This window comes from Kluyvera chengduensis (genome assembly GCF_044197065.1).
Classification (GTDB): Bacteria; Pseudomonadota; Gammaproteobacteria; order Enterobacterales; family Enterobacteriaceae; genus Kluyvera; species Kluyvera ascorbata_C.
Window position 1 is genome coordinate 636733 of record NZ_JBIQOI010000002.1, and the last position, 16094, is coordinate 652826.

A 16094-nucleotide genomic window follows, 5' to 3' on the forward strand; every position below is an offset into this window, starting at 1 on the left:
ACAGCGTTGAGGCAGATTGCATGACCTCAACGCTGAAAAGGGAAGTTACACCGGAAGATTGCCCGGTGAGTAACCCGGCAGCCTGCGAGCCGGGAGGATGGCCAGCGCGGAGATAAGCGCCATAATCAGGATCCCGAGCTTCAACGCCTTCAGCCTGGACGACTCGTTAATTTCCAACGCCTCCTGCACCTGCGCAGGCGTCGCCGACGTATCCTCGAGCACGGTCGCCAGACGTTCGTTGCTGACAAAGTTGATGTTATCCAGATTCACCTCCGCCTGAAGTTCTGCGGTCACCACCGGCGAGGCCACCACGCTTTTCATAACGCTGGCGCTTAGCAGGCCAACCAGCAGCGCGCCTGCAACCGCGGTACCGATGGCGTTTGCCAGATTACTGGTGGTGCCGCGAAGCGCGCCGACATCACTCGCTAGCGACTTAGGCGAAGAGCTGACCAGCACGTTGAACACCAGCGTCACCAGCGCCCCCTGTCCCATACCGAAGACAATTAGCCCGATCATCACCGGCCATTCACTCCAGTTATTTGTCACCACCCAGGAGAGCCAGACCAGCGCCACGCAGCAGATGATGAATCCCGAAGTGGCAATCTGTTTTGGGGTGAATTTGTCGTACAGCTTAATGACCAGCAGCGCGGAGAAGAATACCGACAGGTTGAACGGCAGCATCGCCACGGTAGTCGCCATTGGCGTGCGTCCCTGCACAATCTGGATGTACAGCGGCACGGTGAAGTTCAGCATCGCCTCTAAGGCCACCACGGCAAACATCACGATAACCGCGGCTTTTTCAGACGGTGAGTCCATCACTTCAAGAGCAATCAATGGCGTGCGGCCACGCTGTTTGATATGACGATTCCACATCACAAAGGCCTGTAACAGGATAAAGCCCAGCACAATCATCACTGGTGCCGGTGACAGACCATTCAGAGTAAACGGCGCGGCAGGTTTCGCTATCAGGCCCCCCCAGCCATTCAGATTATTAAAGCCCATGGAAAGCAACACGATGGCACAGGCAGCCAGCAGCATGCCCATCATGTCTATTTGCACGCTCGGGTCGCCTTCGTCTTTACGCAAGCGGAAGCTCAGCATAAAGGTAATCAGTGCAAGGACAATCATGATGGCGAACACCGGCCGCCAGCCGATCCAGGTGCCAAAGACACCGCCAATCAGAAACGCGGCGACGCCTGCCCCCGCACGGGCGGAACCCAACGAGCCCAGCGCCGTCGCCTGCTGCTTACCCTTGTAGTTTTCCGCAATCAGCGCCACCAGAGACGGTACCAGCGCGGCAGCGGTGAGGCCGCACAGCGCCTGCGCGGCAATCATCGTTTGCACGTTCTGGCTTATCACCATAAAGATTTGTGCACCGCCAAACACCAGTACCGACACGCGGAAGACGATTACCGGGCCAAAGCGCTGGCTGAGCTTCGAGCCGACCATCACAAATGCGGCGACGCTCAGCGAATACATAATGATGCCGGTAGCAATATCCGTCGGCGGCACATTAAAGCTGTTGACCATCCCGCTAAGCGCCACCGGTAGCGAAGCCACGTTAAATGACATCAGCACCTGCGCCAGCGCGATGGCAATCATCGGCGCCCAGGAGTGCTGCTGATGATTATTTTCTGCCGTTATTGTACTCATGATTTACTCCTGAGCCGTGAGGCTGCTGTTGTCCGTATAAGGTTTGGCGACCAGAAGATCCATGCCCAGGCATCGTGACAATGAACGAATCGCTTTCTGCGCTTTTACGCTATTTCCCGCACCGTCAAGCAGCGGTGAGAATGCGCTTAAGGCACATTTACCCGGCGATACGGCAACAATACCGCCGCCGATGCCGCTTTTGGCCGGCAGCCCCGTTTCATATAGCCATTCACCAGAGGTTTCATACATGCCTGAGGTCAACATCACGGCGAGGGTATAATGACAAATTGCGTTATTAATAATTTTGTCTCCGGTTACCGGATTTATTCCGCCGTCGGCGAGTGTGGCCCCCATAACGGCGAGGTCACGGGCATTAATATTCAGGCAGCATTGGCGGGTATAAAGATCGGTCGCCATTTCCGGGTCACATCCTAGCCGTCCGTAGCTATAAAGCAGATTGGCAATGCCACGATTGCGGTAATTACTCTGGCAGGCCGACTGGTATATTTCTTCGTTAATTGTCAATTTCCTGCCTGCAAAACCACAGAGGCCGTTATAGATATATTGCCATTTCTCTTCTTTGGTTTTTCCCGGCGTGAAGCTTGTCGTGGCAATCGCCCCCGAGTTGACCATCGGGTTGGTCAGTTTGGTGGTGGATTGTTCGATAGCCGATACCGAGTTAAAGGGCATCCCGGTGCCGTTAACACCAAGGCGTTCCCGCGCGGCTTGCGGCCCTATGGCCTGACACACCAGCGCGAAGATAAAGGGTTTTGAGATACTCATAATGGTGAATTCTGTCGTTACATCACCGATGGAGAATTCGTACCCATCCACCCCTTTAAGGTAGATGCCAAACAGATTCGGGTCGACGCGCGTCAGCGCAGGATAGACTGTCGAAATAGCGCCTTCACTTTCCTGGCGCAGTGCGGAATAAACGTCCGTAATAAGACGTTCGATAGTTTCACCGCTGGGCAGTGACATATTTTGGCTATAGTGGTCCCTGGAATAATATTCCATAAAGACGTTCCTTTGTTTTTACGCACGGCGGCACGGCAAAATCTAACACATCGATTCTGCGATACTCATTAGCGTATAGAAAGACAAAAAAAATAAGATGCTGTGAGGCACAGCGGGGGTAATTATGGTGTGGAAGGCGGTTTAGTTTGGAGGTAGCGTTGACTTCGCGTGGTGATATACATTTGCTTATCCATAGCACATGACTTATTGGTAATGAATGGTTGATGTTTTCCCTTAGAGCGGCAGAATTATAGCGTTATTTCTGTCAAAGATTAGCCTGTTGAATGTAAATAAGTGTCATTTAGGTTGGCGATGGAATAAGATAACCACAAAGTGGTATATATAGAATAATTTAATCATCTGCTGTGGGTAATAATGGTAAATAACCGGTTTGATTGCCGTGTAATATGTCGATTATTTTCTTACCTACCACCAGCTCCAGATATTACCCTCTCCCTGGAAGGGAGAGGGGGAAAAACCGCACTGAGAGATCAGGGTTTCGGGCCAAACATCGCCTCAAGCTGTTTCTCATCAGGCATCCCCACCACCTGCTGCAGCTCATTCTTATCGTTCATATAGTAAATCGCCGGTGTCGCGTTCGCCCCTAAGTCATCCATCATCTTCTGATGCGCTTGCAGCAGATTGAAGGTTTCGCGCGGCGTGGTCCCGTCAAAACGCGGTAATTTCTTACCGTTAGACAACTCGTAATCCCGCCAGGCCGCGACCGGATCCGGCGCGTTAAGAATGGCCGTCGCGTTGCGCCCGCTTTTCGGGTTCAGAAACGCCACCAGCAACGTATTGAGCTGAACATGGCCTGCCTCAACCCAAGGCTGGGCCGCCGCCCAGAACGTTTTGCAGTAAGGGCAGAAAGGATCGGCAAATACAAAGACCTTTCTCGGCGCGGTTTCAGCGCCCTCTTTCAGCGCATGGGCCGCGTTGAGTTTTTTCCACATCGCCTGACCCATCGGCACGTAAATGGCCTGCGTGAAGTAGTCTTCACTCAGGTTTTTCCCTTTATCATCATACAGGTAGCCTGAAACCACATGCTTACCATCCGGGGTCAGGAACAGGTTAACGCCCATATCCTGATATTGCCCCACCCAGCTTTTCAGGCCGCCGGGAGCATCCACCTCTTTGATGATGGTAATGTTCTGCTGCTCGCTAAAACGCTTAACAACATCGGGAAGCGGCGCGCTGGCATAGGCGAACGCCGGGAGCAGCGCCAGCGACGTTAAGATAATCGATTTCATCATCGTCTCTCCGTGAACGGGGGATTCCTCCCCCGAGAATAAAGTTACTGTTTTTTCAGCGCTTCGCTGACCATAGCATCAAAATCGTCGTAGGGAACCCAGCCTGAGAGCATTTCATCGCCAATCAGCGTCGCGGGCGTGCCCTGAATGCCGAGCTCCTGTGCTACCGCCAGGCTTTTCTTGACCGTCACCAGGCTTTCGTCATCCGGCGTATCCACCACCACGCCGGCTTTCTTTTTCGCCTGCGCAATGCTGGCATCATCGTGATACCCCTTTTTCGCCATCAGCACGTCGTTGAATTTGATGAACTGTTCAGGGTGCGCGCGCCAGACGGTCAGCGCATCTCGAGCCGAGGTAACCGAGCTTTCCGAGCGGTAAGGCAGGAATTTAAACACCACGGCAACGTCCGGATATTTGGCGACGATCTTCTCCAGGTAAGGATCGAACTTTTTGCAGTACGGGCAGTTGTAGTCGGTAAAGACCACCAGCGTCAGCCGCGGGTTTGCCGCGCCAATACGCGGGGAGTTCGGGTCATGGAATAGAAAATCATTATTTTGCGCGATGACCTTTTTCAACTGCTGCTGGTTCGCCTGTGCATTTTGTTGGTCCAGTTTATCCGCCGCGGCGACCAGAATTTCCGGATGCTTGAGCAGCGTCTCCTGTACCAGTTCCTGAACGCGAGCCTCCTGGGCAGGTGTCAGAGCGGGAGCCGCAATAGCCTGCAGGGAGGCGGTCATCAAAAGCGTAAAAAGAAGCGTGTATTTCATGGTGTATTAACCTTTGGCATGTTTCAGAGCGCGAAGCAGAGATTGTGAGTCCAGCAGTGGAGAGAGCATCTCTCCCTGCGGCAGGCCCGGCCCGTAAACTTCATTGAAGGGGATGGCATAACGGTTACGCGTCTGCAGGAATGCTGAGATCGCGTCAGACGGCTTACTCCAGTCGCCCCGAAGCGCCACCACGTCAGGCGCATTCAGCGCGGCGATAACCTCCGGTTGGGTGAGTACGCGCATGTCGTTCACCTTACAGGTCACACACCAGTCGGCGGTAATATCAACGAAAACGCGCTTGCCGTCGGCCAGCGCCTGCGCAATAGCGTCTTCGCTGAGCGGCTGCCAGCGAATGTCTGCGCGAGCCTGTGTTGCCAGTTCAGATGTCGCAGGGGCTTGAATCAACCCGCGAAGCTGATAGCCACTCAACGCCGTGAGCGCGAACACCACCAGATAGAACGCGAATCCGCCGCGCGGGCCGCGAATAAAGACCGCCACCAGCGCGGCAAGCGCCAGCACCAGGATGACAGCATTGCTGACGAACTCGCCCAGATGCTGACTCAGCAATGAGGCCAGCCACAGGCTTGAGGCTAGCATCATCAGGGCCAGAAGGGTTTTGACTATTGCCATCCAGCGACCAGGACGCGGCAGCAGCGCAGCGGTTTGCGGCACCAGCGCCACAAACAGCCAGGGAATCGCCATCCCGACGCCGAGGGCGATAAAGATAAGCCAGAGTTCCTGCAACGGCGCGCCCAAAGCAAAGGCGACTGCGGTACCCAGGAACGGCGCCGAGCACGGCGTGGCCAGCAGCGTGGCAAACATGCCCTCAAAGAAACTCCCGAGCCAGCCGCTTCCCCCCGCGGTGGCCATGCGACTCGCCATTGATGACGGCAACAGCAGCGCGAAGACGCCAAAAAGATTCAACGCGAAGATAAAGGTCACCGCCACCATCAGGCCGATAAACCACGGGCTTTGGAACTGGATGCCCCACCCCAGCGCCGCGCCGGTTAACTTCAGCGCGGTAACCATCGCCGCCAGCAGCGCGAAGGAGACCAGGATCCCGACGCTGGTCGCCAGAAAACGCAGACGGATATTGCGCGTATCCGACCCCGCATGGAGCACGGCGCTCAGCTTCATCCCCATTACCGGCAGAACGCAGGGCATCAGGTTGAGGATCAAGCCGCCAAGCAGCGCGAAAAGCAGCATCTGGCCGATGCCGGTTCGGGCAACCGGAGGCGGTGTCGCGGCCGATTCATCGGCGCCAACCGTCAGCGTGGTTTGCTGCGCTTTGCCGTCGCTGGTGAGAACGAACGAGAGCGTTTTACCCGCCAGCGTCTTCGGTTTATCGCCCCATTCGTCCGTCACCGGGGCACTGATGGTCAACGTCGCGCCGTCGGTTTTGATGCTCGGCTCACCGGGAAGAATACCGCCGTCCAGCGGATCGAAATAGATCCCCGGAGAACGCCATGCGCCCGTGGTGGTACCGGTGATGACCAGACGATCGCCCGCCAGGTGCGCCGCCAGATCGTCCGACAGGCCACTTTCCGCCGGAATAGCGCGCATTGCCTGCTCAAAGGCATCCTGGAACTGGCCGTCGACCGGCTGATTAAAATCGAGATGCAGCGGGTAGTCCGTTAACAAACAAACGTTGCTGCAGGTCGAGAGCGTCAGCGTACCGTCCAGCACGTCGCCCGGATTGCCGGTGATAACCATCGGGATAACCACCCGGTTATGGTAGCCCTGAGTCATCAGCCCCGAAATATCAAAACGCGAGGGGGTCGGCCAGTACCACTGCGCCTTTTCACCGTTTTTCCAGTGAATGTCGGGCGCCACGCCCCCTTCTCCCGGCGATCGCCAGTAGGTTTTCCAGCCGGATTGCAGCTCTACGGTCAGCAAGCCATACAGGCGATCCTTACCTCTTTCCGCCTGGAAACGAATTTTCGCGTGGTCATTTTGTGGTGACGTGAGCCACCCGGTATCGGCAGCATGAGCGGTAGCCATGCAGCCGAGCAACAGGAGGAATAATCCCCTGAAGATGTTCAACATGTTTTTTCTCCGTAAATGAAATAATCAATCGTCGTCAGGACGATGAATCATTCACGGAAAACGCAGTTTTTGAGGTGTATTCGAACCGTGGGCGGCCGTCTGGGCACGTCGCGGAAGGCGAACGCACGCACTTCAGCAAATAGCTGAATCAGGGCCAGGAAGACGATAACGGCAGGCAGCGCGCCGTCGAAGAAAATAGGCTGTGCGCACAACAGAGAGTTGGCGCTAAGCTGGCACGGCGAAGGTCCAACCTGGGATTCGTCCGTTGCAGGGGTGGAGAGAGTCTGAACCGGGTTGCCCGCCTGTTCGAGAAAATGGTGCAGATAAACGGCCCGCTGTACCAGGCAAAGCGCCATGGCAAGGCAGGTGACTATCAAGAACCCTTTCGCAAGAAGCTGACGATTTCGCATAAATTACCAGACGTTTCACAACAGCCGAATCATAAACAATCCTCACCAATGCGCAAGGGGCGCGCGTGTAAGGTTTTGTCTTAGCGCGGCGGAGTAAGCCGGGTTCACCGGAGTGAAAATCCTGCTCTATAGTTAATTCATCGCTACCCGATTGAGGCTACACCAACCATGATCGCGGCATTTCCCGGCACGTTTCTGCTTCTGCTCTCCGCCCTCACCTTCAGCGCAACGCTGCAGGCGGCTGACGGCCATCGCATTAAGCAGCGTGCCGATGCGGTGCTGTCGCTGATGAGCTATATGATTGTGCCGGATATTACCGCCAGCGACCTCAATATTGGCTCCGGCTCAGATGATTCAACCGAGCTGTCGATTACCCAGTTTGGCGGCGGTGCGACGCTGGGGGATTCCTTTCCGCTCTATCTTGAAGGGGCGATGGGCTACAGCCGCTACGATCCGCAGTTCGTGATAAGTGATGGCGACCAGAGCCGACGCATTCCCACCAAATGGAACAGCCTGACCGCCACCGGCGGCATCGGCTGGGATTTTAGCCTGCACCGCGACCGCTGGGGTGGCAATCTGGTGTTGCGCCCGATAGCCAACTTTATGCTCGGCACCATGGCAAGCGATCTGCGCGTCGGGAAGTGGGCGCTGGAACGCCGCCGCAATACCGAGTACGACTTCCTCGACGGCGGCCGATTAAACGCCTATGGGCTGGGTGGCTCGTTGATGCTCGACTATGAGCTGGTTTCAGCGGCTCAGGATATTGATATTGAGCTGCGTTATACAGGCATGAATCTACAGAGTTTCGGCAGCACCTCAAGCGCCGTTGAGGGCAGCGCCACGGCGCAGAACCTCGGCCTCTACCTGCGGCGTCGTGCGCCGCTTTTCGACTGGACGCTGCTGAAAAGTCCGGTGCGCTACGTGCTGGAAGGCGCGCATACCGAATATCTCGGCGAGCAGCGCGGCACCTTAGGGTTTGATAGCTTGAGTTCGGTTGGGTTAGGGATTGAGATGGACAGCAGCAAATACCCGGTCTTTATTACCCGCACGCGGCTGGTGGCGCGCTATATGTTTGGCAACGGCACCAGCGGCTACGGCGTGGGGTTAGCAATGAGCTTTTAACGGCCCTCAGGGTTTCAGTAGCGCCTTATACTGCGCTTCATATTGTGGCGCATTCCAGGAACCATCAAAAATCGTATAAGTAATATAGCCCTTATTCAACCAACCGGAGTCGGTATCATCCATGACGGCCTTAAGAGATTCGGGATTCATCGTCTGCCTGGCCGTACCATCTTCCAGAATATCGTAACCAATCTGCGCGACCGGGAAACGCTGATTTTCAACATAGTGCACACCTTTAATGTCTGCGGATGCCAGTGCCGGATAGTTAATACTGAGCCCCGTTCCAGCCGGTAAGAGCGGTTGCCCCGGCGTATGCTGAGCGTTTAATTTATCAACCACGCTGACGACATAGTCCACCGAGTCAGGCCAGTATTTGTGGGTGCTCGGCCATTTATTTTTCATCTCTTCTTCAGTGAAAACATAACCAATGCTGGCCGCAATCGCCGGAACGCCGTAACGCACCGCACGGGCGGCGGCGCTAACGGTGCCGGAGTTCACTTGTGCCATGCCGGTATTTGGCCCGTCGTTAACGCCGGAAATCACCAGATCGGGTGCGGCATTTTTTAGCAACCCCTTCAGACCAAAATCCACGGAATCTGCTGGCGTACCGGGGAAGCAGTAGCGCTGCTCCGCTACTTTTTTCACGTCAAAAACCTTGCCCGTTTTGAAGGTAATAGCCGAGCCAATACCGCTCTGGTTAGTGGCCGGTGCCACCATCCAGACATCATAGCCTTTAGCTTTTAGCTTATCCTGAAGCGATGTACTTCCCGGTGATTCGCAACCGTCATCATTCACAATGAGTATTTTCAACGGTGCGGCCCCCGCCTGAACAGAAAAAGCGCATATTGCCAGCACCGATGCGATTATCTTAGGTAAATTCATAGTGACTCCTTAGTAGGTTATTAGTCAGTCCAAATGACAAGCAAAAAAAAACCTAAGAGATTCCCCACTCATGCTGAGCAGAAAATGTCTTAGGTTTTGCCTTTATTCAGTAGCAATCCTGATATGAAAGAGAAAGTAACCGCTATAGCCCCCAGCGTCCAGATACACTATCCGCATTCTGTGACCGATATCATAAACAGCCAAAGAAATACTCCCATTTTTCCACAACCTAATTTAGCGAAGTAACTATATCGGGGGAATTATTTGATGAAATAAATTTGATCATATATATCGAAATCTAAGACTTGAGGATGATCACAAATATTGGCCTGTGACAAAAAATTTGCTTCCATTCTATTTCGATAGTGATATTGTCCAGCAAAACTGGATTGTTACTGTTTTCAACAGGCAAAACCTGCGTTCTTTCTCAACCATGCTATTTCAGCAGTTGAGAAAGAACGCAGGTTTTTTTGTTTATTACAAATATAAAAAGGATATCCGATGAAAAAGTGGCTCATTGCTCTCGTTACGCTTACCAGCGCAGCAACCTGTTTTGCGGCAGATACCCCGCCCTCAGCACAAGATGATACGGTTACCATCTATTTTGCCCGTCATGGAAAAACGCTGTTTAATACTTTTGACCGCGTCCAGGGCTGGGCGGACACCCCATTAACCGAGGACGGCGTACGGGTCGCCCGCTACCTTGGTGAAGGGTTAAAAGGTATCAAGTTTGATCGTTTCTACTCCAGTGACGCAGGCCGTCAGCGTGAAACCATGGCCGTTATCCTGAAGCAGATGGGCGTAACCAGCTACCATCTTAATGAACTCACAGGTCTGCGCGAAGCGTTCTTCGGCGGTTTTGAGGGCGGTTTTAACAAAGACATGGCCGACGCAGGTGCACATGCGCTAGGGCTGGCAAACGGCGCGGCGCTTTTCGCTGCGATGAAGGCCGGAACGCTGCCGGTGAAAGATTCACAGAATGCGCTGGCAAAAGCAGACCCGAAAGGGCTTGCCGAAAATTATGAACAGGTGAAGGCCCGAACTCAGGCCGCGCTGGCGACTATCGTCAAACAGGCGCAGGAAAACGGCGATAAAAACGTGCTGGCCATTTCATCGGGAACCTCGATGCAAATTATGATTTCCGATCTCAGCGACTCAGCCGACAAAAACAAACCGCTGGCAAATGCCGCCGTCGTTAAAATCATTTATAAGGATGGCCATTACCGCGTACCGGAAATTGGCACTCTGCAATATGTTGAGGCCGGTAAACAGCGTCTGAACAACCAATAATAGCCCTACACCTTTTTAAGCCGCGGAACACCATTTCCCCGCGGCGCTATTCTGGGATAAAACAATGAAAATGAAAACACTGGCAGCAGCAATGCTGCTGCTGGGCAGCCACGCGTCCGTTTGGGCTGCTGATGCGAGTCACACTGATAATAATTTATTCGCCGATCCTTTCTTTAGCGATTCATCAATGACGCTGTCATTAAAGAATTACTGGAAGTATCTTAAAGAAGAGAATGCCAATCCAACGCACGTTCACAATGCCTGGGGCCAGGGCGTGGCCGTTGACTATCAATCAGGCTACTTTGCTGACTTTATAGGTGTGGATGCCGTTTATTATGGCGCAGTCAAATTAGGTGCCAGTGATTATTTTAACTCTCGAGGCGTACTTTATAATAACGGTGATGGGAATAAAAAAAGTAACGCCGAGGGTTATTCAAAATTCGGCCAACGCAATATTAAGCTTAAATACACTGTTGGCGATACCCAACTGAATGCCCGCTGGGGCTGGCAGGTGTTAAAAAACTACGGGGTGATTTCCACATCAAACCGCTTATCGCCAACAACCTACTCAGGCATTAGCGGTGGCATCAGCAACGAAAACCTGACGCTGCGTGGTGCCTATGTGGAAAATTCGATGGATAGAAACTCTCCGGATAAGAAGCAGTTCCAGACCAACACTGGGGCCAAAATTAACCACCTGGCCTCTGGTGAATTGCTGTGGAATAGTCAGCCATTCAGCCTGCAATATGGCTATGGAGAGAGTGAAAACTACCTACGCCGCCATTTGCTGTTTACCCAGTTACGTCCTCTCAGCCGTTTGAGTATCGGCACGCAAATTTACGCCACCGAGGCGCTGGACGAATACCTCGCCATGCCGGCGAGCAAGCGCGATTTCGATCATAACGCCTGGCATTTTGCTCTTGATGCTACCTGGCAGGCAGACCGCTGGAGTACAAAATGGGGCGTTGGCTATACCAGTGCTAAAAAAGAGAACGAGGTGGGCTTCTATCCTCGCCATATGAGTAAAAACTCACGAGGCACGTTTATCTCGATGGCTTACGCAGGCGACGATTATATGCGTGATGGCGAACTGGTACTGGCTAATATCTCCGATTATAAGATAACGCCGGATCTTGCCATTGGGCTGGCGGGAAATATCGCTCAGTTTAACTATAAAGATAACCACGTTCGCACCGGCGAGATTAATGCGTTTACCCGCTGGACACCTTCCGCTATGCCGATGAAAAATCTCACCGTATGGCTGATGTTTGGCCCCGGCTGGTCCTATAAAACCAGTGGGAAAACACCCGTACTCACGAACGGTCACTATACGCGAACGCATACGCTATCGTCTGAAGCGATTATTGAGTATCGGTTCCGGATGTTCTAAAACAAGCAGGCCTGATAGTGAACCTATCAGGCCCTTAAGAAAGGTTACGGCGCGGTGCTGTGAATTTCCGCGACCCGTTTACGAACGCCGAACCATCCGGCCACCAGCAGAATAGCAATCAGCGGCAGCGAAGCGATGGTATAGGTGCCGTTCGGGTAGTCGAACGCCATCAGGACCAGCACGCTCAGCAGGAACAGCAGGGTCAGCCATGAGGTAAACGGCGCGCCCGGCAGCTTGAAGTTCACATCCGCGGCTTTGCCCTCTTTGATGGCCTTACGCAGACGTAGCTGGCAAACCATGATAAACGCCCACGAGGCGATAATCCCCAGCGAGGCGAAGTTCAGGACAATTTCGAAGACCTGAGACGGCACCAGATAGTTCAGGAACACGCCCACCACGTAAACCACCAGCGTCGCCATGATGCCCGCGTACGGCACGTGCTGGCGGCTCATTTTGCTCATAAACTTCGGTGCGGACCCGCCCATCGCCATCGAGCGTAAGATGCGCCCGGTGCAGTAGAGGCCGGAGTTCAGACTGGAGAGCGCCGCCGTCAGTACCACGATGTTCATGATGCTGCCGATATAAGGCACGCCGAGTTTGGAGAAGAAGGTGACAAACGGGCTCTGCCCCGCCTGATAGGCCGTCCACGGCAGCAACAGCACTAGCAGCACAACCGAGCCCACGTAGAACAGACCGATACGCCAGATAACACTGTTGATAGCGCGCGGCACCATGGTCTGCGGGTCTTTACACTCACCCGCCGCAGTACCCACCAGCTCAATGGAGGCAAAGGCAAAGACAACGCCCTGCACCAGCACCAGCGCAGGCAGCAGGCCGTGCGGGAAGAAGCCGCCGTTGTCGGTTATCAGATGGAAGCCGGTGGCGTTGCCATCCAGCGGTTTGCCGCTGCCCAGATACACGGTCCCGACGACGAGGAACACCACAATCGCCAACACCTTAACCAGCGCAAACCAGAACTCCATTTCGGCGAACCACTTCACGCCTATCATATTCATGGTGCCGACAATCGCCAACGCCCCCAGCGCAAACACCCACTGCGGCACATCGCCAAACGCGCCCCAGTAGTGCATATAGAGCGCCACGGCGGTGATATCAACAATGCCGGTCATCGCCCAGTTGACGAAGTACATCCAGCCCGCCACGTAGGCGGCCTTTTCACCGAGAAACTCACGGGCGTAGGAGACGAAGCTGCCGCTCGACGGACGGTGCAATACCAGCTCGCCCAGCGCGCGGAGAATAAAGAACGAGAAGATGCCGCAAACCAGGTAAACCAACGCCAGCGCCGGACCCGCCATCTGCAGACGCGCACCGGCGCCGAGGAATAAGCCAGTACCGATGGCGCCACCGATGGCGATCATCTGCACCTGCCGGTTGCCCATCGCTTTGTGATACCCCTCTTCGTGGGCGTTCAGCCAGCGTCGTTTTGCCGCGTGTTGTTCCGCAGCCTGTGTGTTTTGTGTTTCCATTATTTCCCTGTACCTGTCTGATTTATGGAATACATAAGGTTTTCAAATGAATATGGAACGCATATCCATGAAGCCCCGTGCCGTTCTTCCCGTCATTCTGCGTAGGGATAAAACTGCCGCGAAGCATCCTACCTGCAATTATTAAGCGGTGCAAAACATACGGTTACTCCAGGGACAACTTCCGCTAGAAAACGGTGCCTGTAAGGAAAACCCCGGTGACTTACGCTGGGCCTCCGCCGTTGCCTGCGCAATAGGCGTAAAAAAGGCTTCCTGAAGGAAGCCTTTAAAAACGCGATGATTTTTTACGTGCAAGATTTAACGGTGATTAACCTTCGACCGACGAAATATTTCCACCGAGGCTGCCAGGCAGAGAATATAGCCGAAGAGTTCAGTCCCCTCTTCCACCATATTTTTCACTGCCCGGACGTAGCCATCCTGTAAAAGAGAGTGCCAGAGCAACGACATACCAAACAGGCGAGAAAATACCAGCGTCGCTAATAATCCTGACAGCATCATTCCGAAGGCGGGTTTCGCCGTGTACTGGGTGAGCTGATTTAATACCCGTTGAGGCTGGCGAGCGGCATAGGCCGCTGCAATAATACTGACTATCAGCGCAAACCATACCCAACTGCCATGGTGAATGAGGTCAAAAACGCCGTCGAGCTCTCGAATCAGCATGGCCATAAAGAAGCCAGCAATCAAGACATTGCATTGGCGCATGTCGGGTTGCTTACGTGCAGCCACGAGGTGAATCAGGACGATAAGCAAGAGAATAGACTCCTGAACAATCTCAGTGAGTGAGACTTCAGACAGGCCATTTTTGAGAATATTGACATCGATGTGCAGGCATAAAATAGCAACGCCGGTCGCCAGCGATAAAAAGAAACAGCGCAAAAATAAATTAACTAAGATCATAATATTCACGGTCTTTTAATAAAGCAGCAGCTTACATCACAGACCATAACCAAACTTATCCTTATGTGCCTCAATGGCTACAAAATTTAACAATTATTGCGTTATTCCAGAATAATAATAAATACCACCATGACACAGGTAAAATATTTCAGTATGAGAATCTACTCACGAGTATATTAAGATCGATATAAAAACATCGTCTTCAATGCGTATTTTTCAAACATTCAGCGCGGCCCGCCTCGGCGACAACCGCTCATGAACCTCTCTGCATCAGGCCGCTAGCCAGCGTTGCCCTTCCGTCTTCATTCTGGTTTCCAGTTCACTGCTGCGGGTAGCAAAAACGCGGCTCAGTGGGAAACCGCTCTTTTCCAGCAAATAAGCCAGCGGCGCATATTCGCGAGGATAACGGGCTACCACGCCTGGCTCTATCTCCACCCAACCCTGCGGGAAGGTGAAGGTGCCCATGTCGTAAATGCTCTGGCGATGAAACAGCTTCCAGACGCCATCACGTTTTTCCGCCAGATCGAAAAAGCGGTTATGACATTCGCAGCCGATATTCAGTTTGACGTTCTCGGCAATAATCACCGCGTTGGTCTCCAGAGTGGCTTTGGTTCCTTCGGCATTGAAGGTAATGCGGGGTAAGGTAATAAGATGCTTGGTACGTAAATCTGATGCCCCCATACGCATCGAGCCATCGACAAAATCACTCGCCAGCCCTTCAAACCAGGTGATCTCAATGGTGCCGTCCGGATGGAAAAGATTCCGTAGCTGCGTCCACTCGCCAAGATCGCGGTGGATCCATCCGTTGACCAGGTCGTTAAGCTGTTGGCGATCGTTATTTTGCGTTTGCATGAAGGTATCTCCAGTAAGGTGGTGGGATGAGTGTGCTGGCAAGCGAGATGCAATTCAAATATATTGATATTACCGATCCATCATTATTAATGATTAATAAAATCACTATGGAACTCCGTCACCTCCGCTATTTTCTGGCCGTTGCCGAAGAGGGCCATTTTGGCCGCGCCGCTGAGCGACTCAACATCGTGCAACCTGCGCTCAGTATGCAAATTAAAGCACTGGAATCAGAACTGGGTGGCGCATTATTTCTCCGCACCAGCCGCCGCGTTGAACTCACCGAAGCCGGACGGCTCATGTTGACGGAGGCCCGACGAACGCTCGAGCAGGCGGAACATACCCGCGATGCCGTTGAACGCGCGCTGCGCGGTGAGACCGGGCGAGTGCGGGTCGGTTTTGCCGGTAACGCCATTTTTAGCGGCAAGATGACGACCGATCTCCGCGAGTTTCGTCATGCTTATCCGGATGTGGAGCTGTTAATAGAAGAAGCCGCTCCTCAGCAACAGATTGAGGCCATTCTGGCGGGCCAACTTGATATAGGCTATGCGCCCGACAGCAGCAAAACCACTGAACCGGGTATTCTGGCGCAGCAAATCGGACGCTGGGCGTTTCTCGTCGCACTACCCGAGGATCATCCGCTGGCCGCCAATGAGAGCATCACGCCTGGCATGCTTGCCGGGCACGCGCTGATTCTGTACGAAGCACATGATGCTCATGAACGACTGTTTACAGGGCTACAGCAAATGCTGGGTGAACAGCTACATATTGCTCAGCGTTCCAGCAGTACGCTAAGCGTCCTGGCTATTGCGGCGGCCGGATTAGGTATCGCATTAATTCCAGAGCCCTTACAGCAGGTGCAGATCCCCGGTCTGGTTTATCGCCGTCTGGAAGACATTGCGCTCAGCGCGAATCTGATGTTGATCTATCGCGAGCAGGAGTCGAGCGAGGCGGTGAGAGCGTTCAGGCAGCATGCAATCCGTTTGCCTGATTAAAACCTGGATGCCGAGGTCTGC

Annotated in this window: 14 protein-coding genes; 4 read left to right on the plus strand and 10 right to left on the minus strand. The window is 53.6% G+C overall.

The features are described 5' to 3' along the window. Positions 1–45: 45 nt before the first annotated feature. From ACH1XZ_RS08745 to ACH1XZ_RS08770, 6 genes are all read right to left on the minus strand, one after another. Positions 46–1653 (minus strand): MFS transporter, encoded by a 1608-nt coding sequence (locus ACH1XZ_RS08745; protein WP_395595217.1) that lies wholly within the window; start codon positions 1651–1653, stop codon positions 46–48. Positions 1654–1656: 3 nt separating this feature from the next. Continuing rightward, positions 1657–2670 (minus strand): glutaminase A, encoded by a 1014-nt coding sequence (gene glsA / locus ACH1XZ_RS08750; RefSeq protein WP_395595218.1) that lies wholly within the window; start codon positions 2668–2670, stop codon positions 1657–1659. A gap of 491 nt (positions 2671–3161) precedes the next feature. Further along, positions 3162–3920: a thiol:disulfide interchange protein DsbG gene (gene dsbG / locus ACH1XZ_RS08755; RefSeq protein ID WP_395595578.1), complete on the minus strand. Its 759-nt coding sequence runs from the start codon at positions 3918–3920 to the stop codon at positions 3162–3164. Positions 3921–3964: 44 nt separating this feature from the next. After that, positions 3965–4687 (minus strand): DsbA family protein, encoded by a 723-nt coding sequence (locus ACH1XZ_RS08760; protein WP_395595219.1) that lies wholly within the window; start codon positions 4685–4687, stop codon positions 3965–3967. A 6-nt stretch (positions 4688–4693) separates the two neighbouring features. Further along, entirely contained in the window at positions 4694–6733 is a 2040-nt protein-coding gene (locus ACH1XZ_RS08765) for a protein-disulfide reductase DsbD family protein (protein ID WP_395595220.1), read from the minus strand. A gap of 47 nt (positions 6734–6780) precedes the next feature. Continuing rightward, positions 6781–7143: a hypothetical protein gene (locus ACH1XZ_RS08770; protein ID WP_395595221.1), complete on the minus strand. Its 363-nt coding sequence runs from the start codon at positions 7141–7143 to the stop codon at positions 6781–6783. A 168-nt stretch (positions 7144–7311) separates the two neighbouring features. Between ACH1XZ_RS08770 and ACH1XZ_RS08775 the strand changes: the two genes are divergently transcribed. Next, the gene (locus ACH1XZ_RS08775) at positions 7312–8265 is read left to right on the plus strand and encodes a hypothetical protein (protein ID WP_395595222.1); all 954 of its coding nucleotides are present in this window, start codon (positions 7312–7314) and stop codon (positions 8263–8265) included. A gap of 6 nt (positions 8266–8271) precedes the next feature. Here ACH1XZ_RS08775 and surE read toward each other — a convergent pair whose 3' ends face one another. Continuing rightward, positions 8272–9147 carry a 5'/3'-nucleotidase SurE gene (gene surE, locus ACH1XZ_RS08780; RefSeq protein ID WP_395595223.1) on the minus strand — a complete coding sequence of 292 codons (876 nt, stop codon included), beginning with the start codon at positions 9145–9147 and terminating at the stop codon, positions 8272–8274. A 501-nt stretch (positions 9148–9648) separates the two neighbouring features. On the opposite strand from surE, the gene ACH1XZ_RS08785 reads away from it, so the two are divergent. Then, positions 9649–10437 (plus strand): histidine phosphatase family protein, encoded by a 789-nt coding sequence (locus ACH1XZ_RS08785; RefSeq protein ID WP_395595224.1) that lies wholly within the window; start codon positions 9649–9651, stop codon positions 10435–10437. A 64-nt stretch (positions 10438–10501) separates the two neighbouring features. Then, complete coding sequence (locus ACH1XZ_RS08790) at positions 10502–11827, plus strand: OprD family outer membrane porin (protein WP_395595225.1); 1326 nt, start codon at positions 10502–10504, stop codon at positions 11825–11827. A 44-nt stretch (positions 11828–11871) separates the two neighbouring features. Here the strand turns inward: ACH1XZ_RS08790 and ansP are convergent, their stop codons facing one another. The 3 genes from ansP to ACH1XZ_RS08805 all read right to left on the minus strand — a co-directional run bounded on the left by ansP (position 11872) and on the right by ACH1XZ_RS08805 (position 15081). Further along, positions 11872–13314 carry an L-asparagine permease gene (gene ansP, locus ACH1XZ_RS08795; RefSeq protein ID WP_395595226.1) on the minus strand — a complete coding sequence of 481 codons (1443 nt, stop codon included), beginning with the start codon at positions 13312–13314 and terminating at the stop codon, positions 11872–11874. A 315-nt stretch (positions 13315–13629) separates the two neighbouring features. Then, complete coding sequence (locus tag ACH1XZ_RS08800; RefSeq protein ID WP_395595227.1) at positions 13630–14229, minus strand: transporter; 600 nt, start codon at positions 14227–14229, stop codon at positions 13630–13632. Between the two features lie 270 nt (positions 14230–14499). Then, positions 14500–15081, minus strand: coding sequence for a nuclear transport factor 2 family protein (locus ACH1XZ_RS08805; RefSeq protein WP_395595228.1), 582 nt, complete (start codon positions 15079–15081; stop codon positions 14500–14502). Positions 15082–15188: 107 nt separating this feature from the next. On the opposite strand from ACH1XZ_RS08805, the gene ACH1XZ_RS08810 reads away from it, so the two are divergent. Continuing rightward, entirely contained in the window at positions 15189–16073 is an 885-nt protein-coding gene (locus tag ACH1XZ_RS08810; protein WP_395595579.1) for a LysR substrate-binding domain-containing protein, read from the plus strand. Positions 16074–16094: the final 21 nt, after the last annotated feature.